Annotated in this window: 21 protein-coding genes; 13 read left to right on the top strand and 8 right to left on the bottom strand. The window is 69.3% G+C overall.

Features of this window, described 5'->3' with window-relative positions:
• The first annotated feature begins 202 nt into the window (after window positions 1–202).
• From KJS59_RS06015 to KJS59_RS05965, 11 genes are all read left to right on the top strand, one after another.
• Window positions 203–979, top strand: coding sequence for an ABC transporter ATP-binding protein (locus KJS59_RS06015; RefSeq protein ID WP_213451307.1), 777 nt, complete (start codon window positions 203–205; stop codon window positions 977–979).
• Window positions 980–1,114: 135 nt separating this feature from the next.
• Window positions 1,115–1,873 carry an ABC transporter permease gene (locus KJS59_RS06010; RefSeq protein ID WP_213451306.1) on the top strand — a complete coding sequence of 253 codons (759 nt, stop codon included), beginning with the start codon at window positions 1,115–1,117 and terminating at the stop codon, window positions 1,871–1,873.
• An 84-nt stretch (window positions 1,874–1,957) separates the two neighbouring features.
• Window positions 1,958–3,025 (top strand): ABC transporter substrate-binding protein, encoded by a 1,068-nt coding sequence (locus KJS59_RS06005; protein WP_213451305.1) that lies wholly within the window; start codon window positions 1,958–1,960, stop codon window positions 3,023–3,025.
• A 917-nt stretch (window positions 3,026–3,942) separates the two neighbouring features.
• Complete coding sequence (locus tag KJS59_RS06000) at window positions 3,943–4,950, top strand: tripartite tricarboxylate transporter substrate binding protein (protein ID WP_213451304.1); 1,008 nt, start codon at window positions 3,943–3,945, stop codon at window positions 4,948–4,950.
• Complete coding sequence (locus tag KJS59_RS05995) at window positions 4,947–5,420, top strand: tripartite tricarboxylate transporter TctB family protein (RefSeq protein ID WP_213451303.1); 474 nt, start codon at window positions 4,947–4,949, stop codon at window positions 5,418–5,420. The genes KJS59_RS06000 and KJS59_RS05995 overlap by 4 nt, the downstream gene beginning before the upstream one ends.
• A gap of 40 nt (window positions 5,421–5,460) precedes the next feature.
• Window positions 5,461–6,993, top strand: coding sequence for a tripartite tricarboxylate transporter permease (locus tag KJS59_RS05990; protein WP_213451302.1), 1,533 nt, complete (start codon window positions 5,461–5,463; stop codon window positions 6,991–6,993).
• An 11-nt stretch (window positions 6,994–7,004) separates the two neighbouring features.
• The gene (locus KJS59_RS05985; protein ID WP_213451301.1) at window positions 7,005–7,796 is read left to right on the top strand and encodes an isochorismatase family protein; all 792 of its coding nucleotides are present in this window, start codon (window positions 7,005–7,007) and stop codon (window positions 7,794–7,796) included.
• Between the two features lie 27 nt (window positions 7,797–7,823).
• The gene (locus KJS59_RS05980) at window positions 7,824–9,278 is read left to right on the top strand and encodes a dihydroorotase (protein WP_213451300.1); all 1,455 of its coding nucleotides are present in this window, start codon (window positions 7,824–7,826) and stop codon (window positions 9,276–9,278) included.
• Entirely contained in the window at window positions 9,271–9,918 is a 648-nt protein-coding gene (locus KJS59_RS05975) for a flavin reductase family protein (protein ID WP_213451299.1), read from the top strand. Before KJS59_RS05980 ends, KJS59_RS05975 begins: the two co-directional genes overlap by 8 nt.
• A 91-nt stretch (window positions 9,919–10,009) precedes the next feature.
• Complete coding sequence (locus KJS59_RS05970) at window positions 10,010–11,470, top strand: MmgE/PrpD family protein (RefSeq protein WP_376771130.1); 1,461 nt, start codon at window positions 10,010–10,012, stop codon at window positions 11,468–11,470.
• Window positions 11,467–12,681 carry a CaiB/BaiF CoA transferase family protein gene (locus KJS59_RS05965; protein WP_213451297.1) on the top strand — a complete coding sequence of 405 codons (1,215 nt, stop codon included), beginning with the start codon at window positions 11,467–11,469 and terminating at the stop codon, window positions 12,679–12,681. Before KJS59_RS05970 ends, KJS59_RS05965 begins: the two co-directional genes overlap by 4 nt.
• Window positions 12,682–12,716: 35 nt before the next feature.
• Here the strand turns inward: KJS59_RS05965 and KJS59_RS05960 are convergent, their stop codons facing one another.
• Entirely contained in the window at window positions 12,717–13,598 is an 882-nt protein-coding gene (locus tag KJS59_RS05960) for an HpcH/HpaI aldolase/citrate lyase family protein (protein WP_213451296.1), read from the bottom strand.
• A 113-nt stretch (window positions 13,599–13,711) separates the two neighbouring features.
• Between KJS59_RS05960 and KJS59_RS05955 the strand changes: the two genes are divergently transcribed.
• Window positions 13,712–14,551: a cyclase family protein gene (locus KJS59_RS05955; protein ID WP_213451295.1), complete on the top strand. Its 840-nt coding sequence runs from the start codon at window positions 13,712–13,714 to the stop codon at window positions 14,549–14,551.
• Between the two features lie 63 nt (window positions 14,552–14,614).
• Here the strand turns inward: KJS59_RS05955 and KJS59_RS05950 are convergent, their stop codons facing one another.
• The 6 genes from KJS59_RS05950 to KJS59_RS05925 all read right to left on the bottom strand — a co-directional run bounded on the left by KJS59_RS05950 (window position 14,615) and on the right by KJS59_RS05925 (window position 21,000).
• Window positions 14,615–15,766 (bottom strand): thiolase family protein, encoded by a 1,152-nt coding sequence (locus KJS59_RS05950; RefSeq protein ID WP_213451294.1) that lies wholly within the window; start codon window positions 15,764–15,766, stop codon window positions 14,615–14,617.
• The gene (locus KJS59_RS05945) at window positions 15,759–16,187 is read right to left on the bottom strand and encodes a Zn-ribbon domain-containing OB-fold protein (RefSeq protein WP_213451293.1); all 429 of its coding nucleotides are present in this window, start codon (window positions 16,185–16,187) and stop codon (window positions 15,759–15,761) included. Before KJS59_RS05945 ends, KJS59_RS05950 begins: the two co-directional genes overlap by 8 nt.
• A 2-nt stretch (window positions 16,188–16,189) precedes the next feature.
• Entirely contained in the window at window positions 16,190–17,548 is a 1,359-nt protein-coding gene (locus KJS59_RS05940; protein ID WP_213451292.1) for a CaiB/BaiF CoA transferase family protein, read from the bottom strand.
• Window positions 17,545–18,750: a CaiB/BaiF CoA transferase family protein gene (locus KJS59_RS05935; protein WP_283775747.1), complete on the bottom strand. Its 1,206-nt coding sequence runs from the start codon at window positions 18,748–18,750 to the stop codon at window positions 17,545–17,547. The genes KJS59_RS05940 and KJS59_RS05935 overlap by 4 nt, the downstream gene beginning before the upstream one ends.
• Window positions 18,751–18,857: 107 nt before the next feature.
• Window positions 18,858–19,691, bottom strand: coding sequence for an IclR family transcriptional regulator (locus KJS59_RS05930; RefSeq protein ID WP_213451290.1), 834 nt, complete (start codon window positions 19,689–19,691; stop codon window positions 18,858–18,860).
• A 316-nt stretch (window positions 19,692–20,007) separates the two neighbouring features.
• Window positions 20,008–21,000, bottom strand: coding sequence for a LacI family DNA-binding transcriptional regulator (locus KJS59_RS05925; protein WP_213451289.1), 993 nt, complete (start codon window positions 20,998–21,000; stop codon window positions 20,008–20,010).
• Between the two features lie 91 nt (window positions 21,001–21,091).
• Between KJS59_RS05925 and hisD the strand changes: the two genes are divergently transcribed.
• Window positions 21,092–22,396: a histidinol dehydrogenase gene (hisD, locus tag KJS59_RS05920; RefSeq protein ID WP_213451288.1), complete on the top strand. Its 1,305-nt coding sequence runs from the start codon at window positions 21,092–21,094 to the stop codon at window positions 22,394–22,396.
• 32 nt (window positions 22,397–22,428) lie between these two features.
• Here the strand turns inward: hisD and KJS59_RS05915 are convergent, their stop codons facing one another.
• A complete protein-coding gene (locus KJS59_RS05915) occupies window positions 22,429–23,577 on the bottom strand; it encodes a flavin reductase (RefSeq protein WP_213451287.1) in 1,149 nt (382 codons plus the stop codon).
• Window positions 23,578–23,586: the final 9 nt, after the last annotated feature.

Genomic DNA, 23,586 nt, shown 5'->3' with positions numbered 1-23,586 from the left:
CGTTCGCACCTCGTCCCGCTTCCTTGCAAGACTCCCAGCCGCCGGCGTTGGCGGGGGAGTCTTGCTTCCCTCTGCCGGTGGTCCACATTGGATGCCGGCCGAGCGTGACGAGAGTGGCAACGTGGCGGCCGGCCGGGAGCTTCGACGCTCCCGCAGTGGGTCTATGCACGGCAGGTCCACACGTGAGCAAAGGGGGCTCTTAATGCGAGAGTCAGCGATACTCGACGCCGATGGCGTCTCGAAGTCATACACGACGAAGGACTCCGGGCCCCACCCCGCGCTGAGTAACGTCTCCCTCACCGTCGCCAAGGGCGAGTTCCTGAGCATCATCGGGCCCAGCGGCTGCGGCAAGACCACGCTGCTCAAGATTTGCGCGGGGCTGCTGGCGCCATCGACCGGCTCCCTGTCGTTCAAGAAGCGGCCGGGGCCGCCCCGCCCCAGATCGATGGGTGTCGTCTTTCAGACGCCGGCCCTCCTACCATGGCGGACCGTGCGGGACAACGTCCTGCTCCCGGCGATCATCCAGCACGCCGACCGGAAAGCGGCTGAAGTACGCGCCGTTGAGCTACTCGAAATGCTGAATCTCGCCGGCACGGCGGATAAGTATCCATTCCAACTGTCGGGCGGTATGCAACAGCGGGTCGCCATCGCTCGCTCCCTGCTCCTCGACCCCGAGATCATCTTCATGGACGAACCATTTGGTGCCCTGGACGCGATGACCAGGGAGAAGCTGAACATCGAGGTACAGAACGTACACGCGCGGACCGGGGCGACCATCATATTCGTAACACACAATATTTCCGAGGCCGTATTTCTGTCCGACCGCATTGTCGCCATGAGCGCGGGTCCGGGCCGAATCAGCAGCATCGTCACCGTCGACCTGCCCAGGCCCCGCACGGCGAACAGCTACGTCCTACCGGAGTTTCGCGAGCAGGAACGGATCGTCAGAGACGTGTTCGACACGGCTGCCACCAGTTGAGGTAGGTGACTCATGAGCCAGACGGCAGTGCACGCCTCCGCAACGGGGCGGGACCCCACAGGCCCGACCGAGGGTGCCCCTCGCCGGAGTCCTCGCCCCCGTTCCTTGCGGGCGGCCCGGCACCTTGTCTACCCGTTGCTGAGCCTTCTGGTGCTCGCTGTGACGCTCGGCGCCTTCGAGATCGCCTCGCGCCAACGGTGGATCTCTCCGTTGATGGTGCCGGCCCCCAGTTCGGTCTGGGAGGCCCTGACCGTCGGTTTCGAGCGCGGAATCTACTGGGATCACCTGCTGTCCACTCTTTCGGCAACGGCCTGGGGCTTTCTTCTCGCCACCGGCCTGGGCATCGGGCTCGGTGGTCTACTCGCCGCCCTGCGCCCGCTGGAACGCGTCCTGTATCCATTCATTGTCGCGTTCCAGTCGACCCCGAAGATCGCCCTTGCGCCGTTAGTCGTGATCTGGCTCGGGTTCGGGGTCACCTCCAAAATCCTCGTCGTTGCGCTGGTTACCTTCTTTCCGATCCTGGTGAACACCATGCAGGGCCTGCGGCTGCGCGACCGGGAACGGCAGGAGCTCATGGTGGCGGTGGGCGCTACCAAGTGGCAGACCTTTCGCTATGTGCGGCTCCCGGGGTCCGTCCCGTTCGTCTTCGCCGGGCTCCACATCGGTGCCATCTTTGCGCTACTGGGAGCGGTCGTAGCCGAGTTTGTCGGCTCGAGTTCCGGACTGGGAGTCCTGCTCAACGCCGAGCGGGCGTCATTCAACGTCCCGGGTGTCTTCGCGGTGCTCCTGATCCTCATGGCACTCGGGATAGCCCTCAATGCCGTGATGAAAGCCTTGGAACGGCGCTTCACATTCTGGTGCCGCGAAGAGGATTCACCGAGCACGTCCATATAGAAGGGTCGCTCAGAGACCTATCGAAGGGCAGTTCAGATGAGATTCAGATCCCTGATTTGCGGAACGGTCCTGATTACCCTGGCGGTGACCAGCGCCGCGTGTAGCTCCGACCCGGAGACGACCGGCGCCGATGGCACCATGCGCATCAACTACACGCACTCGTCAGCGCCGAGTCCTTCCTTTGCCCTCTTCGAATGCGTCGCCGACCGAGCCGGTTTCTGGAAGGATGAGGGACTCGCCGTCACGGTGAACACCATCGACGGCGGTACCGCGGCCATGCAGTCGCTGGTGTCCGGACAGAGCGACATCACCGACACCGGTACGTCATCTCTCCTACCCGCGGTGGCCGCCGGCGGGGAGCTCGTGGCATTCCACTCCCTGGTCACCGGCGCGTTCGTCTATCCGGCCGTGCTCGCGAGCAGCCCCATCACCGAGATGCCGGACCTTGAGGGCAAGCGGGTCGGTGCGCTGAGCCTCGCCTCCGGCGGAATTCCCTTCCTGAAGTCCGTCATGGCCGCGTCCGGCGGTGACCCCGAGAAGCTGAAATTCATTGCTGTTGGCGACGGCGCACCCGCGGTCGCCGCCCTCCAGAATGGCCAGGTCGATGCACTGATATTCGGCGATACGAACTATGCCCTCATGGAGAAGCTGGACGTAGAGCTCCGATACCTCATCAACGACGTGGTCCGCAAGAGCGGATTCGGCGTCGCGTACTCCGCGCGCCGGGACTGGCTGACCGCGAACCGTGATGCGGCGGGCCGCTTCGCCCGCGCCGCGTCCAAGGCGTACGTCTTCGCGAAGGCGAATCCTGAGCTCGCGATGCGCATGTGCTGGGACATCTATCCGGAACTCCTTCCGGCGGGCAAGGACGAAGCGGACGCACTGGAAAGCCAGGTGACCGCGCTCGTGGCCCGCCTGGCATCGAGTGGTCCGGTGGAGGGAAAGATCGGCTTCGCGACCGACGAACAGGTGCAGTCGGTGATCGACCAGCAGGTCATGGCGGACGTCATCAAAGGTGGCAGCGTGACGGTCGCCGACGTGTGGACGGCGGAGGTCAATACGGTGGCCAACGACTTCGATCAGCAGGAAGTGGAGAAGCTGGCCGCTTCCTTCTGCGACGACCATCCGGACAGCTCCAGTTGCGCTGGCTGATACTCCACCGTCGCCGGCTTTAATCCCGGCGGTCATGGGTATGAGGACGGCCACCGCGTTGATCATCGATGGTTTGGGTGAGCAATCGATGATCGCGCGGTGGCCGTACCTCGCTGCCAGCGCTCCTCGCGGCCACGGCCCGTGCTCATGGCGCATGAGGTGTGTGGAGGTCGACGAGCAGGTCGACCTCTGATGACGAGGACTGGGCGTCGGGCGAGGTTGAGGGCGTACTAGACCTGCGGCTCCCGGACCAGCGCCTAGACCGCCTCGGTCGGCGCGTCGATCCCGGTCGCACCGCACCTTCCACGACGTGACCCCGGCCGAGGGGTCAAGCGGCCGACGCGTTGCTGGTCCTCAAGACCGCCGCAGACACCGCCGTTCCCACCGGCAGCTGGGATCGGCCACGGCCACTCGGCGAGCAGACCAGCCTGGTGCGCCAGGCCGCCCTCGACATCATGAGTGCCCTCACCGGCCTTCGCCACCGGCCGAATGCTGCGCGCCACCCTTCACCGCCGGATCGATCGGCTGGGATGTCTGGACCTTGCGCCCGCGGTGCCGGCCCGCAGCGACGACGTCGGAGAGGGCGCACCGGGGATCCAGGTCGGACGCCGCCAAGCCCCGCGCGACACGCGCCCGCTTCCCGGACGGGGCCCGGACCGCCACCCGTCCCACGGGAGGCCCGGTCCCCTTCTCCCGGACGACGACATCGGTCCGCTGTACGGAACATCAGGGTTGGGCGCTCGTCGCGTTGCTACGTTCCGCGGAACCGCGAAAACGCACATGGTCCGAAGTCGGAGAACGCCACGCTCTCCGGAGTCACAGCAGCCGCCCAAACCCATCGATGGCATAGCCATCGAAACCGGTTGGGCTTCTCATTGCCTTTGTCGAAAAGCAGACATATTCCAACTGGAGGTACGGTGCGTAGATCTGTCCTGGCCGGCATCCTGGCAGCCGCGGCCATGCTGGCAACCGCCAGTTGCAGCACCTCGGCGGAGTCGGGGAAGACCGATGGCCAAAAGTCGGAGTTCCCGAGCAAGTCCATCCGCCTGGTCATCCCCTACGCGGCCGGCGGGCCCACCGACCTCGTCGGCCGCGCGGTCGCCAGCTACTGGGAGAAAGAGCTCGGCTGGAAGGTCATCCCGGAGAATAAGCCTGGTGCGGGCGCCGCCATCGGTATGCGCGACATGATCAAGAGCAAGGCCGACGGCCACACCCTGGCCATCACCGGCTCGAACGCGGCCGTCGTCACACCGATTGTCGTCAAGGACGCCGGCTATACCGACAAGGACTTCGTCAACGTCGGCGCCGTCAGTGAATTCCCATACATCATTGCGGTCGGCAAAAAGTCCGGGATCACCAGTCCGGAGGACTTCTTCGCCAAGGTCAAGGAGAAGCCGGGCACGATCTCGCTCGCCGCGCCGTCCGGCACGGGCCAGATCTCGGTGGACATCCAGCACCTCGAGCAGCAGGGCGCAAAGATCAGCATCGTGCCGTTCAACGGCAACAGCGAGGCTATCGCGGCCATGCTGGGCGGCAACGTCCACGGCATCATTCAGGTCGCGTCGAAGGACACCCTCGCCCAGATCTCGTCCGGTGAGGCCATCCCGATGGCCGTCCTCTCGGCGAAGCGTGCGCCCTACCTGCCCGACGTGCCGACCGTCGTCGAACTCGGCTTCGCCGGGATCGACGTCGGGACGTCGTACTTCGGCATCGGTGCGCCCGCGGGGGTGCCCGCCGACGTTCTCGCGACCCTCGAGGAGGCGCTGGAGAAGGCGCTCGCCGACCCGGCCACCCGCCGGGCGATCGGCGAGGAGTTCATCCCGACGACCTTCATCGGCAGCGCGGCGCTTGACGGCCTCTTCGCCAAGCAACGCGAGTATTACGCCCCAGCCATCCAGAAGCTTGTCGAAAACGGCGGCTCATGAAGACCGAGCACGACGCGGGTCCCGGGCGATGGCTGCGGCCGTCTCGAGCCATCGCCCTGGGCCCACTCATCATCGGGGGCTTTGCCATCCCGCAGGGCGCCGCTCTCGGCGTCGGGGGATTCACGAGACCGGGGCCGGGCCTCTACCCCGTCATCGTCGGGGTCGCCCTCGTGATCCTGGCCCTCCCGATCTTCTTCATTGACCACGCCAACGACGTCGAGACCTTCACCCGCGGATCGCTGCGCACCGCTGTCGGAGTGCTCTCGCTCGCGCTGTTCGTACCGCTCTGGCAGCTCGTCGGTCTCACCATCGCCGGCTCGGCGCTCCTCTTCGCGTGGCTGCGGTTCCTCGGTCGCGAACGCGTGCTCGTCGCGGCACTCCTCAGCGTCGCCGTGAGCGCGTGCTTCGCCCTCATCTTCGGAACCTTGCTCGAGGTCCCACTCCCCCACGATCCCCTGGGTATCCCATGACGCCAGTACCGATTTACTGCCACCGGATGGGAGGTTTGGCATGGACCTCAATTCGATCCTCTACGGCTTCGAGGTCGCCCTCCATCCGACCAACCTGATCTTCGTTTTCCTCGGCGTCCTCATCGGAACGGCCATCGGGGTCCTCCCCGGACTCGGCCCGAGCGCGACGATCGCCCTGCTCTTGCCCATCACCTACACGATGGCACCGGAAACCGCGCTCATCATGCTCGCGGGAATCTACTACGGCTCGATGTACGGCGGGACGATCACCTCGGTCCTGCTCAACCTGCCCGGGGAAGCGGCCTCGGTCATCACGACGCTCGACGGCTATCAGATGGCCGTGCGAGGCCGGGCCGGACAGGCGCTCAGCATCGCCGCCATCGGATCGTTCATCGGCGGCATGGTCTCCGTCGCCGCCCTGATCTTCGTCGCCCCGCCACTCGCGGCGCTCGCGATCCGGATCGGTCCACCGGAGTTCGCCGTCCTCACCCTGCTCGGCATCGCCCTCATCACGAGGCTCGGCACGGGCTCGACGTGGAAGAGCCTCGCCGCGGCCGCGTTCGGCCTTCTACTGGGCACGGTCGGCCAGGACATCTTCACCGGCGAACAGCGGCTCATTGGCGGCGTCCTCGAACTCGCCGACGGGTTCGACTTCGTCGTCGTGGCCATCGGCGTATTTGGTATCGGCGAGATTCTCCATAATTGCGAGAACACGGCGGCCGGGGTGGCCATCAGGACCAAGCTGCGCGAGTTCCTGCCGAGCCGCAAGGAGATGAAGACATCGGCCGGACCGATTGCCCGCGGCAGCGCCCTCGGCTTCGGCATCGGTCTGCTGCCCGGTGGCGGTGGTGTCCTCAGCTCGATTATTTCGTATGCCTGGGAGAAGGCCCGGTCCAAGACGCCGGAGCGTTTCGGTCGGGGCGCCATCGAAGGCGTCGCCGGACCGGAGACGGCGAACAACGCGTCATCGACGTCGGCCTTCGTCCCCCTGCTCACCCTCGGCCTGCCGAGCAACGCCGTCCTCGCCCTCCTCTACGGAGCACTCCTCATCCAGGGCATCACGCCGGGGCCGCAGCTCATGCATACCTCCCCGGCCGTCTTCTGGGGCGTCATCGCCTCGATGGCGATCGGCAACGTCTTCCTCATCATCCTTAACCTGCCGCTCGTCGGGGTCTTCACTCAGCTGCTACGCATCCGGATGTCCGTGCTCGGGCCAGCCGCGATTCTCATCTCGCTCATCGGGGCCTACAGCCTCGCCAACCGGCTCTTCGACGTGTGGCTCGTCATCGTCTTCGGTGTCCTCGGCTACCTCATGCGCAAGGGCGGCTTCGACGCCGCACCCTTCGTCATCGCCTTCATCCTCGGGCCGATCATGGAGACGTCCTTCCGGCAGTCGCTCGTCATGTCCGGTGCCGGGATCGGGGTCTACCTGCAACGGCCGGCCGCCCTCGCCATGCTCGTCCTGCTCGTCGCCGTCTTCGCCGCAGCACCGCTGAAGCGGCGTTTCGGCGGACGCCGACGCGCCGCCGGCGACCGACCCGAGCAGCCAGAATCCACCCCCACCTCAAGGTGAAGGAGTCCACCGTGCCCACCGACGCGCCCTCACCACAGGCCCCCGGGCCCGGAGTCGGGCGTCCACTCCAGTTGCGGACCATCGACGACGTGGCGCCCGGATGGCGCAGCCTTCTCGCGCCGGGCGAGGAGCACGTCGTCGCCCGCTACGGGAAGCCACGCGGCCCGGGCAGCCGGCCGGCGCTGCTCGTCATCGACTTCCAGCACTCCTACCTCGGCCGGGATGCCCCCGTCGAGGAGCAACTCGACGAGTTCCCCGCCGGTGCGGGGGCGGCGGCCTGGCGGGCCCTCGAACGGGCCGTGCCCATCGTCGCCGCAGCCCGCGCCGCCCGCGTCCCCGTCATCTCGACGGTGGTTGCGCATGACCCGAGCCAGGGTGGCACGCAGTTCGACGACAAGCGCCACGCCGCAACGGTGCTGATGCAGGGGGCGATCGGCGCCTCGATGCCGGCGATCCTCGCGCCGCAGGAAGATGAGCTCTTCATCGTCAAGGGCTCGGCGAGCGTGTTCCACGGGACGATCCTCGACGCCCACCTCGCCGAGATCGGCGCCGACACCGTCGTGGTCACCGGCCTGTCGACGAGCGGGTGCATCCGGGCCTCGGTCGTCGACGCGGCGGCCCGTGGGCTACGCCCGATCGTCGTCGCCGACGCTGTCGGCGACCGCGTCGGCATCTCCCACCGGGTCGCCCTGCTCGACATGTGGATGAAGTACGCGGACCTCTGCCTCGCGGACGACGCTATCGCCTGGCTCCGCTCCCTGAGCGACGAAGCGATCCCGACGTCACGCCGGCCTCGACCCTAGCCGTACCAACGAAGAACAGGAGCAAGCGTGCCCCGCTTTGACACGGTGATCCGTGACGGGCTCGTTCTGGTTGAGTCACAGGACGATCCGATAACCGCCTCGATCGGGATCAGCTCGGGCGTGGTCACCGCGATCGGCCACGACCTCGACCCCGTGGACGCCGCGGAGGTGATCAACGCTGAGGGCCGACTCGTCCTACCCGGGGCGGTCGACGGCCACTTCCACCTCGGCATTTACCGGAGCATCGAAGAGGACACACAGACCGAGACGGTCACGGCGGCCGTCGGCGGGACGACGAGCATCATCAGCTACTTCCGGACCGGCTCGCACTACCTTGAGCGGAGCGGACCCTACCGGGAGATCTTCCCCGAGGTCCTCGCGGCGACACGGGGCCGGGCCCACGTCGACTTCGGCTATCACCTGGCCCCGATGACCGACACCCACGTCACCGAGATGGACTGGCTCGTCTGCGAGATGGGAGTCAGCAGCTTCAAGTTCTTCTGGTCCTACATCGGGGCCCGGATGGACTCCGAGTCCGAGTCCTACGACGCGGCCTTCGCCTACCGGATCATGGAGAAGGTCGCCACGCTCGATGAGCGACTCGGCGACGCCGGCCGGGTCTCGCTCAGCGTGCACTGCGAGGACGCCGATCTCATCTCACTTTTCCAGCAGCGGGCCGACGGGATCGGACTTGCCCCACTCGGTCGGTACGCCGCGGCGCGGCCGGCGCTCGGCGAGGCGATCAGCATCCTTCGCACAGGTCAGATGGCGGCGGCGACAGGGGCCCCGGTCAACCTCCTCCACCTGTCAAGCGAGGCGGCCGTGACCGCCGTCGGCCAGGCGCGGGCCCTCGTCCCTGGGCACGACATCCGGGCCGAGACGGCCGCGCACTACCTCGTCCTCGCCGGGGCCTTCGGCGAGAGCAACCTCGCGAAGGTCAACCCGCCCATCCGCGGCCAGTCCGACGCCGATGCCCTCTGGGCGGCGGTCGAGGACGGCCGGATCGACTGGCTCGGCAGCGACCACTGCTGCGCGATGAGCGAGCAGAAGGCCGGTGAGGTGTGGGATGCCGTCCCCGGCTTCGGCGGGGCGGCACTCATGTACCCGACCCTCGTCAGCAAGGGCTACCTTGAGCGCGGAATCCCGCTCGGACGCATCGTCGCACTCGCGAGCGCCAACCCGGCCAAGGCCTACGGGTGCTACGGACCGAAGGGCCGGATCGGGATCGGGGCCGACGCCGACATCGTCATCTTCGACCCGGATGCCGACCGCACCCTCGCATCCGAACAGCTCCATTCCGCGCAGGACCACTCCCCCTATGCCGGGATGGATTTGCGGGCGTGGCCGGTCCGCACCCTGCTGCGCGGGAGGACCATCGCCCTCGACGGCCGTCCCGTTGGCGAGCCGACGGGACGGTACCTCCATCGCCCGCTCGGCGCGGCCGTCGCGGCGGCCCCCGGGACGGAGGCCCACGGTGCGTAAGGAAGGCCGCTATCACGTCGTCGACACCGACCGTGCCGACAACTACAAGTACCTGACGGCCAGTGTGGTCCCCCGGCCGATCGCGTGGGTCGCGACGAACGCGCCCGACGGGTCGGCGAACCTCGCGCCGTACTCGTTCTTTACCGTCGCCTCGCCGGAGCCGCCGACGGTTCTCTTCTCGATCGGGGCGCAGGCGCTGAAGCGTTCCGGGGAGGAGAAGGACACCTACACGAACCTCAAACGGGACCGGCGGTTGACAATCAGCCAGGTTGAACGACCGACCGTCGAGCCGATGGTCGGCAGCGCGGCCGAGTTCATCGCCAACACCGACGAGTTTCTCGAGGTCGGCCTCGGCCAGGACCGGATGATGCCGGGCTTCCCGCCGATCGTCGCTGGCTCCTCCGGGGCGCTGTTCTGCGAGTTCCTGGAGTTCATCGCCGTCGGGATCTCCTACCTCGCCCTCTGCGAGGTCAAGCACTATGTCTTCCGCGATGACATCTTTGACGGGCGGCACGTCAATTACGAGAACGTCGACGTCGTGGCCCGCCTCGGCGGTCCGTACTACTCAGCCCTCGGCGACGTCCTCCACCTACCGCGGCTCGAGCCCGACGAGGTCCGCAGCCGCTACCAGCGGGAGTAGATGGCCTGATCCTGAGCGGGCCGCGCGCCCAGCACACCAGCCATACGCCGAGCCGGCTCGCCGGCATCGACAGGAAGATGAGTGACCCACCATGGGATTCGTGAATGAGTTCGCCGCCTGGGCGCATACCAGCTACACCGAGGGATTGTCCGCCTCGATCCGGAGCGACGCGACCTGGCGTGCCCTCGACCTCCTCGGCAACTCACTGGCCGCGGTGAACAGCGAACCGGCCCGGATCGCCCACGCCGTCGCCCGCTCGTGGGGTGACGGCAGCGAGGCGACGGCCATCGGCAGCAATGTGCGCTACCCGGCGGCCGCCGCGGCCTTCGTCAACGGCACCCTCGGGCACGCCCTCGACTTCGACGACACCCACCTGCCGAGCATCGTGCACCCGAGCGCATCGGTCGTCCCGGCCGCGCTGGCCGCCGCCGAGGCGTCCGGTGCGATCGGCGCCCAGGCCCTCGATGCCATGGCTATCGGCGTCGAACTCGCCGTTCGGCTCGGGATGGCCGGCTACGACGTGGAGCGCAACGTCTCGGTCTTCTTCGAGCGGGGCTACCACGCGACGTCGATCTGCGGGGCGATTGGCGCATCCGTCGCCGCCGCGCTCCTTGCGGGCCTCGACGCCGACGGTGTCGCCTCGGCGGCCGGGATCGCGTCGAGCATGGGCGCGGGCATTCTCGAGGCGAACCGCACCGGTGGCACGGTCAAGCGAGTCCACTGTGGTTGGGCCGCGCACGTCGGGGTGTCGGCGGCATCGCTGGCCCGGCACGGCCTGACCGGTCCCCCGACGGTCTTCGAGGGCCGGTTCGGGCTCGTGTCCTCGCACTGCGGCGACGGCATGGACGCGGGGGTCACTGTGGCCGAGCTCGGTACCCGGTGGCACTCGGACCACATCGCCTTCAAGCCGTACCCGTGCAACGTCTTCACCCACGCGATCATCGACGCCGCCGTCGCGCTGCGCGCCGATGGGGTGCGGGCCGAGGACATCAGGGCGATCGAGGTCGGTGGCGCCGAGGCGGCGCTGCGGACGATCGCCCACCCCGCCGAGGAGAAGGCCCGCCCTGAGAGCGGCTACCATGCGGCGTTCAGCGCGCCCTACACCGTCGCCTCCGCCCTCATCGGCGGCGAGGGTCTCGGTCTCTCGCACGGCGACTTCGAGTCCGGGCGGCTCGCGGAGGGCCTCCGGATGGACCTCGCGGCCAAGGTGAGTTGCGTCGTCGACGAGACCTGCGATCGGCTTTTCCCTGCCCAGCTGCCGGCCGTCGTCCGAGTGACGATGACCGATGGCCGGGTCCACGAGCACCGCGTGGACGCGAGCCGGGGCAGCCCGGCCAATCCGCTCAGCGAGGAGGAGTTGCTTACGAAGTTCCGCGGGAACCTTGCCTTCGGAAACCGCGAGAAGGACACGGACGTCATCACCGGGCTCGTCCTCGACCTCGCCTCCGCCCACGGCGTCGCCGGGCTGCTCGCCGCGCTGGGCGGCCCCGGCGATACCGCAGGCGGGGCGCTGGAGGCCGGAGGCGCGACGGGTTCGGAGTCGCGGGCGTGACGGCGCAGTCCCGTCGCCACCCGGACGGTCCGCTCGGCGGCCTCCGCGTCCTCGACGCATCGACGATCATCGCCGGCCCAATCATCGCGCAGATCCTCGGCGACTTCGGCGCCGAGGTCATCAAGATCGAGCACCCTCGCAACGGCGACGGCATGCGCGGCCACGGGCTCCAGAAGGACGGGCAGGGCATCTGGTGGAAGATGATCGCCCGCAACAAGCGGACCGTGGGCCTTTACCTCGGTGACCCGGAGGCGGCTGACGTCTTCCGGCGCCTCGCGGCGACCGCCGACGTGGTCGTTGAGAACTTCCGCCCGGGAACCATGGCGCGGTGGGGGCTCGGGTACGACGTGCTCAGCGCGGCCAACCCACGGCTCATCATGATCCACGTCACCGGCTTCGGGCAGTCCGGACCCTATGCGGACCGCCCCGCGTTCGGAACGCTCGTCGAGTCCATGAGCGGGTTCGCCCACCTGACCGGGCAGCCGGACGGGCCGCCGACCCTGCCGGCCTTCGGGCTCGCGGATTCGATCGCCGGGATCGCCGGAGCCGCCGCCGTGTCGATGGCGCTGTACCACCGGGAACGTTCCGGGCACGGCCAGGAGATCGACCTCGACCTGCTATCCCCGATCATGACGGCCGTCGGCCCGGGCGTCCTCTACGCCGACCAGCTCGGGGTCGACCAGCAGCGGACCGGAAACCGGACGGCCAACAACGCTCCCCGAAACACGTACCGGACGAGCGACGGGCACTGGGTCGCCATCTCGACGAGCGCAACGGCGATCGCCGAGCGGGTCATGGAACTCGTCGGCAGCCCGGAGACGGCCCGCGAACCGTGGTTCGCGACCGGCGGCCAGCGCGCTGAGCACGCGGACGAGCTCGACGACCTCGTCGGACGGTGGATCGGTGAGCGGACCCGGGACGTTGTCCTCGCCGAGTTCGAGCGGGCCGGTGCCGCCGCGGCTGCCGTGTACGCCCCGTCCGAACTCCTCGCCGACCCCCAGGTCGAGGCGCTGCAGCTCATCACCAGCGTTGACGATCCCGACTTCGGGCCGATGCGGATGCAGAACGTCATGTGGCGGATGGGTGGGACACCGGGACGGATCCGCTTCACCGGCCGGCCCCTCGGTGCGGACACCGACGCGGTCCTCACCGACGGGCTCATCGAGGCCGAGGCCGTGGAGGGCCTGCGGGCCCGCGGGGTGGCCCGTTGACCCACGACGCTGGCGATCACGGGGGCCACGGCCGGTCAGGCCCTGCCACGGTCCCCACCCGTCCGCCGCAGGATGTCCTGGGCGGACCGCACGACGGCCACATCGAGCATCCGGCCCTCGTGGTCGACGACCGCTCCGCGGCTCTGCGCCGTCGCCGATGCGAAGGAGGCAATGATCTGCTCGGCCCACGCCACGCGCTCCGCCGTCGGCGTCAGCGCGTCGTTGATGACCGCCACCTGAGCGGGGTGAATCGCCGTGCGGGCGCGAAAACCGAGCCGGACGAGCCGCTCGGTCGAGGCACGCAGGGCCACCACGTCACGGAAATCCGTCGACGACGGCGCGACCGGCGCGAGGAGCCCGGCGGCGGCCGAGGCGGTGACGACGGCCGACCGGGCGAAGAGCAGCTCAGGCTCACCCTCGGAAACGGTGACCCCGAGGTCGGCCCGCAGGTCGACCTCGCCCATCCCAAGCCGGATGACCCGCGGGGCCTCGGCGAGCGCATCGATCCGGCGCAGGGTCCGGGCAGTCTCGACGAGACCGATGACCGGTGTCCGACCCGTCTGCAGTCCGGCCGCGGCCTCGGCGACGGCAAGTGCGTCGTCGAGCTCGGAAGCCCGCTCAACGTCCGCCTTGGGCAGCACGATTCCCGTCAGGGCCGGGCAGACGACCGCGGCGAGCTGACCGGTGAGGTCGGCGTCGTGGGTTCGGACCCACAGCTCGACCCCGGGGTCCACCATCCCGGCCGCGGTCGCGAGGAAGGCACGGGTCACCGCGAGGGCGTCGTCCTTCGCGCTCGGGGCGACGGCGTCCTCGAGGTCGACGATGAGCGCATCCGCACCGCGCCCGGGGGCCCCGGCGAGCATCTGCGCGTTGTCGCCGGGGACGTAGAGGTAGCTGCGAGCCCTCGTGGCGGTCATGAGTTGTTCCTCTCGTTCGGTGGTCGGGGAGGTTGCCGCCTGGAGTCGACGCGGTTTGAACCGTCGATCGCAGGCGTGCATGAGCAGCATCGGAAAGGAAGGGGGTCAGCGAGATGACCAATCACGAGCCCGCGGGCGGCGCCGACGCGCTGGTGGAGGTTGTCGGTCAGGGTGTCAGGGTCATCGACCTCGGACGGCCATACGCCGTTGGCATGCCGAAGTCGCCCAACCACGCGGCCTACACGCACACGCTGCAGCGCCGCCACGGTGATGTGGTCCGGGCCGACGGCGGCTCCGCGGCGAACGACCTGATCGTCCTCGGAACGCACGTCGGGACCCACATCGACGCGCTCGCCCACATCTCCCACAACGGACTGCTCCACGGTGGACACGACGCCGCGGCCGAGCAGATCGGCGGACGTTTCGAACGCGGTGGCGTGCAGGACTTCGCCCCCTTCGTCGGTCGGGCGGTGCTGCTCGACATCCCGGGGCTGCTCGGTGTCGCGGCGTGCCCGGCGGCTTACGCCGTGACGGCCAACGACCTCGCAGCCGCGGCCGCCCGCCAACGGACGCGGATCGGCGCCGGCGACGTCGTCCTCGTAAGGACGGGCTGGGGGTCGCACTGGGACGACCACGACCGCTACATCGGAGCGGCGACGGGCGTGCCGGGGCCGGACGCAGACGCCGCGGAGTGGCTCGCCGGTCGGGAGGTGCGAGCCGCCGGGTCCGACACGATCGCCTTCGAGCACATCCCTGCGGGCGTCGGTCACGCGAGCCTTCCGGTGCACCGGATCCTCCTGGTGGACAACGGGATCAACATCATCGAAACGCTCGACCTCGATCGGCTCGCGGCCGAGCGCGTCTACGAGTTCGTCCTCGTTCTCTCGCCACTGCACCTCACCGGTGCGACGGGAGCCCCGGTCCGGCCGCTCGCCCTCACCTCGGCCCGCTGAGCCCCGGTCGGCCCCGACCGGAACGGGCCCGGCGCGGCGGGCGTCGCTCGCATCCGAGGCCCGTCAGTCGACGGCGAGGACGGCGGTGCAGTTCGTTGACAGAACACCGCCTTCCCCATGAAGAAGGGCCAGTTCCGGGCTCGGCACCTGGTTGACGGCCTCGCCACGGAACTGGCGGACCGCCTCGGTGATGTGCTGAATGCCGGCCGCGGACCCGCAGTGGCCGTGCGAGAGCAGTCCGCCGTGCATGTTGACCGGGGTCGGACCATCGAGGCGGAGGCCGCCCTCGGCGACGAAGGCCGGGGCCTGGCCCGGGGGGCAGAAGCCGATCTCCTCGAGCTGGAGGGCGACGGCGATCGAGTAGCTGTCGTAGAGCATGGCGAAGTCGATGTCGGCCGGGCTGACGCTCGCGGCGGTGAGGGCCCGGCCGGAGGACACGGAGCAGCCGGTCCGGTCAAGCGTGGTGGCGTATGCGACGCTGTCGTGCGTCGTCCCGCGGCCGCTGCCGAGCAGCCGGCCGCGGACCCGCCCGTTCGCCGCGATCGACGGCCGCCCAACGATGACGGCCCCGCCGCCGTCGGAGACACTCGGGCACTCGAGGAGGCGCAGCGGGGTGCTGATCGGGCGGGACGCGACGACCTCGTCGACGGTCAGCGGCTCACGGTGCCGGGCCCCGGGGTGAGTCATCGCATAGCGCCGCAGTTCGACGGGTATCGACGCGAGGTCGTCCCGGCCGAGGCCGTAGGTTCGCAGGTACGCGTCGGCCATGAGGGCGTAGGCGGAGACCGTCGTCATCCCGAACGGCTGCTCCCAGACGGCGTGACGCATCCCGGCGAAGGCGGCGAGCGTGCGGCTCGGGTCCTGCCCCGTCCGGACGGTGTCGACCGAGAGAACGAGGACGGCCTGACACCGGCCGGACTCGACGAGGTCGAAGGCGGTGACGAGGGCCGAGAGTGGCGCGGCCCCACCGTTCTTCACGGTCTCACAGACCGTCAGCCGCTCGGAGAGCCCGAGGTACTCGGCGACCGCGACGGCATGGCGCGCGGCGCCACCGACCATCGGCTCGGTGCAGAGGATGCCGTCGAGCACGCCGATGTCGAGGGCGGCGTCCATGAGCGCACCCGCCGTGCTCTGGCCGATGAGGTCCCACGTCGTGAGCGGCGCGAGCTTGCCGATCTCGGTGTCGTGAATCCCGAGAATGCGGGCCTCATGCACCGGCGCCACCTCGCGCTCCGCAGTCGGCCGGGTCGAGGCGGAACACCGGCAGGGCCCCGTTCGGGCCCTGGACGAAGGTCAGGCTCGCGCACTGCCCGTCCGCCAGGGTCGTGTCGTCCGGGACGGCGACGAGGTTGCTGACGATCCGGGCCCCGTCGCGCAGCGCGATGACCGCCACCCAGTACGGCAGGGCGTCCTTGAGGTGCGGGTACGTCGTCGTGTGGACCCGGGTGGCCGCGACGACGTGGCCGTGCCCGTCGCCATCCGTCCAGTCGAGGTCGTCCGGCGAGCCGCACGACCGACAGAGCGGCCCGGGTGGCTGCTGGAGGGTTTCGCAGCGGGTACACCGTTGCAGGAGAAGTGTCCCGGCCCGCGCCGCATCCCACCAGGTTCGAGCGGCCTCATCCGCCGCGGGCGTCACGGCTACCACAGCGAGCGCGCCACTTTGATGTTCCTGGGGACGCCGAGCGGCCACGTCACCCCGTCCCGGTCGAGTTCGGCGACCTCGTCGGCCGACATCCCGAGCAAACCACGGAGGACGTGGTCGTTGCCCTCGCCGAGGAGCGGCCACTGGGGCGCGACGGGGACGGCGCCGTCACCGGACCGGACTGGTACACCTTCGAACCGGCGCCGACCGAGGAGCGGGTGCTCCAGCTCGGGGTAGATGTCACGGTGGCGGAGCTGCTCGTCGCGCTCAGCGAGGTCCTCATTGGACTGCACCGCGCCGCAGCGGATACCGGCACGTTGTAGGAGGCGCATGAGCTCGTACTTGTCATACGTCGCCGTCCATGCGCCGATGTGCTCGTCGATGTCGTCCTGCCGGGCCAGCCGGCCGTCAAGCCGGGCGAGGGCGGGGTCAGTGGCCCAGGCCGGGCGGCCCATCACGTCGACGAGTCGGATCCATTCGTCGTCGGAGAGAACAGTGATGACGCAGTAGTCGTTGTGGCCACCACCGGCCGTGCGGTAGCTGTTGTACGGCACCCCGTGGTCGCCGCGGTAGCCGTGGACGACGCCCTCGCCCTCGGCGAGGGCGACCGCCCGGTTACCGGGCGGGAAGTGGGCACCGCCGAGGGATCGCCCGTTTGCCGTCACGTCGAGGAACGACGGCCCGGTGAGGCCGATGCCGGCCTCGGTCTGGCTGACGTCGACATACTGCCCGACCCCGGTCCGCTCACGCTCGTTGAGCGCGGCGAGGACGGCGACGGTGGCGAGGGAGCCGCCCATCGTGTCCAGGTAGGACCAGCCCCACCCTGCGGGCGGATGCCCGGGCATTCCGGAGATCGCCGTGATGCCGGTCAGCGCCTGCGCGGTCGGGCCCCACGCCTCGTAGCGCTCATACGGGCCGGAGTGGCCGAATCCGGATGCGCTGACGTAGATGATCGCCGGGTTGATCTCGGCGAGTTCCTCGTAGCCGAGGCCCCAGTCCCGGAACACCCGGGACGAGAAGGACTCGGCGACGACGTCGGCCCGGGCGACGAGCCGCCGCACGATCTCCCGGCCCCGCTCGCTCTTCGCGTCAAGCGTGAGGCTGCGCTTGCCGATGTTGAGGTTGTTGAAGAACGGCCCGTTGTCCAGGCCCGGGTCCGTCTCGCCCGCGGCATACATGACCTTCCGCATCGGATCGGGGTTGCGCGGCCATTCGACCTTGATGACCTCGGCGCCGAAGCTCGCGAGGTTGCGGGTCATCGTCGGCCCGAGGACGCTCCACGTGAAGTCAAGCACCAGGAAGCCGCTCAGGGACCCGGCCAGGCTCGCGGGCGAATCGGGCGTCTGGGTGGTCACGCGTTCCCTCCCTTGGCGACGAGCGCGGCGGGATGTGCCGGCGCTTCGGGATGGGGGAGCGAGGGGGCGTGGCCGGTGAGCGACCACGGGGTCCGGGACAGCTTGTACGGCGCGCCCGGGTAGCTGAACGTCGCGTCTGGCTCGGGGCGGGCAACCATCACGAAGGCCTCCCGGTCGATGAAGTGCGGATCGGCGAGGAGGTCCCACGTCGCGCCGACCGGTGCCCACGGCAGCCGTCGGGCCTGCCCCTCGTGGAAGACGTAGTCCGAGTCCTGACGGGCACAGAACTCGGCGATGACGGGGATGATCTCGTCGAGCAGCGCGGTCCGCTGGTCCCTCGTCGCGTACCGGGGGTCCCGAAGGTTACCCGCGCAACCGTGCTCGTCGAACCAGTCGACCATCGCGGCGAACCGGTCGTCAGTCAGGTAGAGCGGCAGGCACGAGACGTACCGGCCGTCCCGGCAGAGGTGGTTCCACGCCGACGTGTCGTACGGGCGGGCGTGCCGGCCGGTCTGGCGCCGAGGAGTCGTGCGCTGGTACTCCCAGTAGGTGAAGGCCATCTCCGTCGACAGGGCCACACAGTCGTGGGCGGAGACGTCGAGGGGTGCAGCTGCGCCCGTCCGCGACCGGCCGAGGAGCGCGACGAGGACCCCCATGGCGATGTTGACACCGGTCATGTGGTGGCTTTGACTGCCGGACGGCGCGACCGGGTGCGCGGTCGGGTCGTCGTAGCCGCACGACGCCATGATGCCCCCGACGGCAAGCTGCACGAGGTCGCTGGACCGGTATCCGGCCCACGGGCCGTCGTCGCCGAACGGTGTGATGCGGCAGTAGACGATTCCCTGGCCGAGCGCCTCCGCGCCGGTGCCGGCCAGGCCGAGCATCGCGGGCAGCGGCGCATCGCCACCGTCGAGGACGACGGTGGCCCCTGGCAAAAGCGCCTGCAGCCGCTCACGGCCCTGCGCGGTGGTGACATCGCAGACGACGGACTCCTTGGACGTGTTGTAGTACCAGAAGTGGATACTCGAGTCCGGGTCGGACGCGTCACCCTGGAACGGCGGTTGGTGCCGAGAGCGGGCGCCATCCGGGGGCTCGATCTTGACGACCCTGGCCCCGAGGTCCGCGAGGAGCTTTCCCGCATACTCGACGCCCGTCACGTCGCCGATTTCGAGCACGACAGCATCGTCGAGTGCGCGCAACATTCCTCCAGAACCGTGTGGCGTCACCGCATGGAGCATGACGAGGACATCAAGTCCTCACGCTATCGACGAGCCCTCGGCCGGGGCGGTGAGTTCCTCGGGGCGGAACATTATCCGGGAGCGGAGTCGCCTTCGTGAGCGACCGGCCTGATCGTCCGCGCCCGGTCGCTCTGCTCGGCCAGTTCCTGCCCGATGATTCGGGCCGCGCCTTTGACGATTTCGCCGAACTCCCTGGCGCGCGCCGGGTCGTACCGGCTGATCGGGAAGCAGATCGACACGGCGCCGAAGACACCGCCGCCGGGCTGGCGGACGGCCGCGGCGACGCCGGCGCCATCGCGGTCGCGCTCGCCGAAGCTGACGGCGAACCCTCGGCGGCGGATGTGCCGCAGCTCGACCTTGAGGCGGGCGATGTCGGTCGCGGTCCGCGGCGTCAGCCGGGCGAGCGGCATGGCGAGAAGGGCCTCCGATTCCTCGGTCGTGTGGGCCGCGAGGATGCTCTTCGACGACGCCCCGGCGTGGAGCGGGTACGGCACGCCGATCCGGACCTCGAACGCCGTTGACCGGTCAGGGACGACCTGGTCGACGTAGACCCGGCCACGCCCTTGGAGCGCCGAGAACGTCGACGTCTCGTTGCTGAGGGCCGAGATCCGCTCGAGTTCGCTGCGAACGAAACCTTGGATGTCGATCTTGCGCAGGGCTGCGAGACCGACGGTGAACGCGCCCGGACCGAGGGAGTAGCGCCGGGTGTTCTCGTTGTACTTGGCGAATCTCGCTTCGACGAGGCCGCGAAGGAGCCGGTGGACAACAGTCTTCGGCAAGGAGAGCCGGCGTGCGAGATCGGTCACGCCGAGCTCGAGGTCGTCGGTCGCCGCCAGCGCATAGATGACGCTGAGGGCTCGCTGAAGACCGTTGTGCTGGGCGTCGCGGCCGGCGCTCTCAGTCATATTTCTACCTCGACCATATTTCTACCTCGACTGGAGTCGGTGGCTAGGTAGACTCATAGTGGTGATACAGGCACAGAGCGTGTTCAAACACGGTACTCCGAGGTCCGGGTATTCCAGGCCCGGCCGTCACGCTCACCGGCGGACGGAGGACTCGATTCTCTTGATCATGGTCGGGATGATGCCAAGCCGGACGCACGAGGGCAAGGAGCAACGCCACGGCCCGGTCCGACGAGCCGCGCAGGGGATTCGCGACACGCCACCGCCGAGGAGCGCTCCACCGAGGCCAGCATCGGGGTCCGGATCGGGCACGCGTCTCCTACGCCGGTGGTCCGTGCGTTCCTCGTAGCACCAGGGTCGGGGCGAGCACGTCGTGCCCGGCGACGCGCCCGCCCCGCAGTTGCGCCAGCAGGAGGTCGACGGCCCGACGGCCGAGCGCGTCAAGGTCGCAGTGCACCGTCGTGAGGTTGATGACCGGCCAGGAGGACAGCGCGATGTCGTCGAAGCCGACGACGGTGAGCGCGCCCGGGACATCGACACCCAGCTCCCGAGCCGCGGACAGGGCGCCGAACGCGAGCACGTCGTTGCCGCAGACGATCGCCGTCGGCGGCTCGTCGCGCTGGAGGAGTTCCCGGGTCGCGGCACGCCCCGAGTCGTGGTCGAACGGGACCTGCCGGACCAGTCCGGCGTGGATTCTCAGCCCGTGCTCCCGCAGGCCGCGTCTGAGCCCGAGCGCCCGGTCGCGCCCGGTGCTGGTGTCGTCCGGTCCCTCGATGGAGGCGATGCGCCGATGGCCCAGGGTGGCCACGAACCGGCCAACGGCCGCGCCGCCGGCCGGGTTGTCCATGGCGACGCTGGGCGATTCGGGTTCGTCGAGGACGCGGTTCGCCAGCACGTGGGGAACTGCCCGGCGCGCGAGTTCGCGCGCGACGGTTGAGCCCCGGCGTGCCGTGGTGAGCACGACACCGTCGAACGAGCCGTCGGCGAGCACCTCCCCGGCCAGGTCACCGTCGCCGTCGGTGACCACCACGGTGGCGTAGCCGTTGCGCTCCAGCGCGCCCCGCAACGGTTCGAGCAGTTGCGGGTAGAACGGGTTGGTCAGCGCCTCCGAGACCACCGCGACCCGCCGGGTCGTCCGCGTGGACAGGGCTCGCCCCTGGTCGTGCGGGATGTAGGCCAGCTGGCGGGCGGCCGCCCGGACGCGTTCCTTCGTTTGCGGGCTGACGCTCGGGAGGTCGCGCAGGGCGCGCGAAACTGTCGGCTGGCTGACGCCCGCGAGGCGAGCGACATCGAAGCTGGTGACTTTGGGCACCGCACACCATCCCTGGATCGCTTGACAAGCATACGTATGCAGACCACGGTGACGAGCACCGGCACCCACCAGGCAGGAAGGGCCCCACCGCATGCGTCGCTATCTCAAAACCGGGTCGGGCAGCAGCGCGGACGCCGCCGCGCAGGAACGGGTCAGGACCACCGTGAGCGCCGTGATCGGCGACGTTCGGGCCCACGGCGACGCGGCCGTCCGCGCCTACTCCGAGCAATTCGACGGCTGGTCGCCCGACAGCTTCCGCCTCCGGCCGGAGGAGATCGACAAGATCGTGTCCTCGCTTCCCGCCGAGACGATCGCGGACCTGAAGGCGGTTCAGGCACGCGTGCGGCGCTTCGCCGAGCACCAGCGCGCGTCGCTGACCGACTTCGAGGTCGAAACCGAGCCGGGTGTCTTCCTGGGCCAGAAGAACATTCCGGTAGCGGCCGTCGGCGCCTACGTTCCCGGCGGCCGCTATCCCTTGACGGCCTCCGCGCACATGACGGTTCTGACCGCGAAGGTCGCCGGGGTGCCGCACGTCACGGCGTGCACGCCCCCGATCCGGGGCGAAATCCCGGCGGCCACCGTCGCCGCTCTCACGCTGGCCGGCGCGGACGAGATCTACCTTCTCGGCGGCACGCAGGCGGTGGCCGCGATGGCGCTGGGCACCGAGTCCATCCGCAAAGTCGACCTCTTGGCCGGTCCCGGGAACGCGTACGTCGCCGAGGCCAAGCGGCAGTTGTTCGGGGAGGTGGGCATCGACCTCTTCGCCGGCCCGACGGAAATCCTCGTGATCGCCGACGAGCGGGCCGATCCGCTCGTCGTGGCGGTCGACCTCCTCAGCCAGGCGGAGCACGGCCCGGACTCCCCCGCGGTTCTGATCACGACCGCGGAGGACCTCGCGCGGCGGGTGATCGAACTGGTCGAGGAGATCCTTCCGGGCATGCCGACCGCCGACTTCGCGGGGCCGGCGTGGCGGGACCACGGCGAGGTCGTCGTCGTGGACGATCTCGACGAGGCGTGGGCGCTGGCCGACGAGTACGCCTTCGAGCATGTCGAGATCCTCACGGCCGAGCCGCGCGTCGCGCTGGAGCGCATGCGGAACTACGGGGCGCTGTTCCTCGGGGACAAGACCTGCGTCAGCTACGGCGACAAGGTCATCGGCACCAACCACACCCTCCCGACCCGCGGCGCCGCGCGGTACACCGGTGGCCTCTGGGTCGGCAAGTACCTGAAGACCGTGACGTACCAGGAGGTCACCGAGGCCGACGCGAGCGCGGCCCTCGGCCGGCTCTGCGGTCGGGTTTCCCGGGTGGAGAGCTTCGAGGGCCACGCCCGGTCCGGCGACCTGCGCGCCCACCTCCACGGTGGCGACCCGGCGGCCTGGGTGCCGGTGCGGTGACGCGCCCGCCGGCGAGTATCACCCGGCAAGGCTCAGAGCCGGCCCCCGGTGTGGTGCAGGATCTCCCGCACCCGCTCTTTCGCGAGCGCGCAGTAATCGCGCAACGCCGCCTTGGCCGCCTCGGCGTCCCGGTGTTCAAACGCCTCGGTGATGCGGCGCTGGACGTCCACGAACGCCTGCGAGGTCACCGGAGTGGACCCGAAGCTCCGGGTCATGACGGTCTTGATCGACAGCCCGCCGAAGGTGGCGGTGAGCAGCGGGTTCTCCGCGAGGTCCACGATCCACTCGTGGAAGCGGTAATTCGCGTCCAAGTAGGCACCGAAGTCGACGAACCGGTCTCCGACCAGGAGCACGACCATGGCCTCGAAGCGGCGGCGCAGCTCCCGCAGGGACGCCTCCGACGCCTTGTCGACGACCTGCTCGACCACCCCGAGCTGGATGGCGAGGCGCGCGTCGAACGTGGCGTCCGAGGTGCGCGCGTCGAAGGGGTTCACCACGTAGCCGAGTTCGGGGTCGCGGCGCACGAGGCCGTCGGCGGCCAGCCGGGTGAGCGCGTAGAAGGCCGCGGACTTGTCGACGTCGAGCGCCCGGGCGATGTCCTCCAACACGACGACGTCGTCGGCCCCGTAGATGCGGTTCAGCACCTGCTCCCGCGCCCGTTTGTAGACGTCGTCGTCACGCGCGAACTCGAACCTGCCGAAGTCGCCACGGTAGTACGTGAGCGGGTGCCCCACCCGGGCCGAGGCGCTGCGCACCTGCCCGATGAAGATGACGTGCGTTCCGCCGGCGATCTCCTCGACCACCTCGCACTCGAGGTAGGCCAGGGCGTCCAGGATCAGCGGCATGCCGAGTTCGCCGGCACGCACCTGGATGCCGCGGAACTTGTTGCGGCTGCGGGTCGCGAACTGCTCGGCGATGTCGCCCTGCCCCTCGCCGAGGACGTTCACCCCGAAGGAACCGGAGCGGGAGATTCCGCCCGCGGTCGGGACGGCCCGGTTCACACACGCCAGCATCATCGGAGGGTCCACCGACAACGAGGTCACCGAGCTGGCCGTCATGCCGTACACGCTCTCGCCGTCCCGGGCCGTGAGCACGGTGACCCCGCTCGCGAGATGGCTGACGACGTGCCTGAACCGCGTCGAGTCGACGGCCAGGGCCGTCGTTGATCCGTCGGCGTCCATGCGTCCATT

The sequence above is a fragment of the Rhizomonospora bruguierae genome (assembly GCF_018397995.1).
Classification (GTDB): Bacteria; Actinomycetota; Actinomycetes; order Mycobacteriales; family Micromonosporaceae; genus Rhizomonospora; species Rhizomonospora bruguierae.
This window is presented reverse-complemented; position numbering and strand designations above follow the sequence as displayed.